The 2,402-nt window shown below is 75.9% G+C and carries 3 protein-coding genes; 2 read left to right on the top strand and 1 reads right to left on the bottom strand.

Going from position 1 to position 2,402, the window contains the following annotated elements:
• On the bottom strand, positions 1-689 hold a 689-nt coding region (locus VR44_RS25205), incomplete at its 3' end, for an ATP-grasp domain-containing protein (RefSeq protein WP_425424533.1).
• 485 nt (positions 690-1,174) lie between these two features.
• Here VR44_RS25205 and galT point away from each other — a divergent pair.
• Both galT and VR44_RS25195 read left to right on the top strand, forming a co-directional pair.
• A complete protein-coding gene (galT, locus tag VR44_RS25200; RefSeq protein ID WP_045949879.1) occupies positions 1,175-2,203 on the top strand; it encodes a galactose-1-phosphate uridylyltransferase in 1,029 nt (342 codons plus the stop codon).
• On the top strand, positions 2,200-2,402 hold a 203-nt coding region (locus VR44_RS25195), incomplete at its 3' end, for a galactokinase family protein (protein WP_045949878.1). The genes galT and VR44_RS25195, both read left to right, overlap by 4 nt.

The following is a 2,402-nucleotide window of genomic DNA, read 5'->3' as shown; positions in this document are numbered from 1 at the left end:
GCCAGCGGCAGCTTGCCCGTCACGCACACGTGGCGGACGGCGCCGCCGGAGCTGACCGACTCCACGGACACGTAGTCCCCGAACCCCGGCCCGGCGGCGTCCGGGTCCCCTTCCAGGTACTCCTCCAGGACGAACTCCGCCCCGCCGCCGGCCAGGAACTCCTCCGCCACCGCCATGGCCTGCCCGGCGCTGTCGACCCGGCAGGTGTCCACGCTGCCCGCCCCGGAACGCGGTTTGACGACCGCGGGCAGCCCGACCTCGGCGAGCGCGGCCGGCACCTGCGCCGCGGTCCGCACGGCGACGCAGCGCGTCGACTGCACCCCGGCCTCGCGCAGCCGGGTCCGCTGCCGCTCCTTGTCGACCAGGACGGCCGCCACGTGCGGGGGGTGGAAGGTCAGACCGCAGGCCTGGGCCAGCTCCGCAGTGGCGGCGAGCCGGTACTCGCTGAAGGTGGTGATGCCGTCGGGATCCAGGGCGCGGAGCGCGGCGTGGCGCTGCCCGGGCGAGAGTCCGGTGACGTCGAGCACCCGGGCTACCTCGGCGAGCCGGGCGGCCGCGCCGGCCGATCCGGGGAGGTCCTCGTCACAGACGAACACGACGGAGCACAGCTTGCGGGCGGAGGCGAGGATCTCCACGGATCCGGCCGACCCGCGGTCGAATACCACGGCGAGAACGGGCAGTGTGCGCATCCCGCCACGCTAGGCAGCCGTCCTGGCTCCGTCCTCGAGCGCTCGTCGAGGACTCGCCGAGCCGGTGTCCACCTGCCGTCCTCCTCGACGACGGCCGGCGGGAGCACGGGCGCGGCCACCGTCCCCGGCGGGCGCCCGGCGCGCATCCGGGCGGGGAGCCGGCGCACGGGTCCGCCGCGGCTCCCGCGCCCCGGCCGTGCGGGGCTGTCCGGCCGAGGTCGCACGGGTGATCCACGCCCCGGACGGCCGGCCGTATCATCGAGTCCGCGCNCATCGAGTCCGCGCCGGCCGCGTTCGGGGAGGGGCCGTGGTCAAGGAAGGACGCCGAGGGAGGCAGGGATCACCGACGTCGCCGCCCGCGCGCAGGCCGGCGCCGTGCCGCGCCCGTCGTACACCGTGGAGGGCGGGCAGGCCGCCGCCGCCCCGGTCGCCCCTTCCTGACCGGCCGTTCGCCCCGCACACTCCCCCGACAGACAGGCGAGGACGTGTACACGACCGTCACCCGGCTCGCGGACGGCCGCGAGCTCATCTACTACGACAGCTCCCCGGGCCGGGACCGCACGGCCCAGGACCGGCGCCCCCTGGACCGCGTCGAAAGCACCCCGGAACTGCGCCGGGACCCGGCCACCGGTGACTGGGTCACCATCGCCGCACACCGGCAGACCCGCACCTACCACCCGCCCGCCGACGCCTGCCCGCTGTGCCCCTCGCGGGACGGCCGGCAGAGCGAGATCCCGGCCGCCGACTACGAGGTGGCCGTCTTCGAGAACCGTTTCCCCTCGCTCTCCGGCGCCGCCGGCCGCTGCGAGGTGGTGTGCTTCACCCCCGAGCACGGTGCGGGCTTCGCCGACCTCACGCCCGGGCGGGCCCGGCTGGTGCTGGACGCCTGGACCGACCGCACCGCGGCGCTCTCCGCCCGCCCCGGGGTGGCACAGGTGTACTGCTTCGAGAACCGCGGCGCGGAGATCGGGGTCACCCTGCCCCATCCGCACGGCCAGATCTACGCCTTCACCACCCCCACCCCGCGCACGGCCAAGCACCTCGCGGCGGCGGCCGCGCACCGGGCGGCCACCGGGCGGAACCTCTTCGAGGACCTCCTCGCCGGGGCGCGCGCCGCCACGGAGCGGGTGGTCCTGGCCGGGGAGCACTGGACGGCCTTCGTCCCGTACGCCGCCCGCTGGCCCTACGAGGTCCACCTCCACCCGCACCGCCGCGTACCCGACCTGACCCGCCTCGACGAAGCCGAACGGGCCGAGTTCCCCGGGCTGTACCTGGACCTGCTGCGCCGCTTCGACCGGCTCTTCGGGCTGCCCGAGCCCACCCCGTACATCTCCGCCTGGCACCAGGCCCCGCTGACCGGCGGGGAGGAACTGGCCCTGCACCTGGAGCTGTTCACCGTCCGGCGCACCGCCGACAAGCTGAAGTACCTGGCCGGGACCGAGTCCGGGATGGACGCGTTCATGAACGACGTGGCCCCGGAGACGGCCGCCCGGCGGCTGCGGGAGGCCGGGTGAACACGGTGGTGAGCGGTGACTTCGAGCGGGTCCACGGCCACGCCCCCGAGGGGCTGTGGGCGGCGCCGGGCCGGGTCAACCTGATCGGTGAACACACCGACTACAGCGACGGCTTCGCCCTGCCCATGGCGCTGCCGCAGACCGCCGTCCTCGCCGCGCGCCGCCGCACCGACGGGCTGCTGCGGCTGCACAGCGCCCA

Origin of the sequence: Streptomyces katrae, from assembly GCF_000966975.1 — a bacterium.
GTDB lineage: Bacteria > Actinomycetota > Actinomycetes > Streptomycetales > Streptomycetaceae > Streptomyces > Streptomyces katrae.
This window is presented reverse-complemented; position numbering and strand designations above follow the sequence as displayed.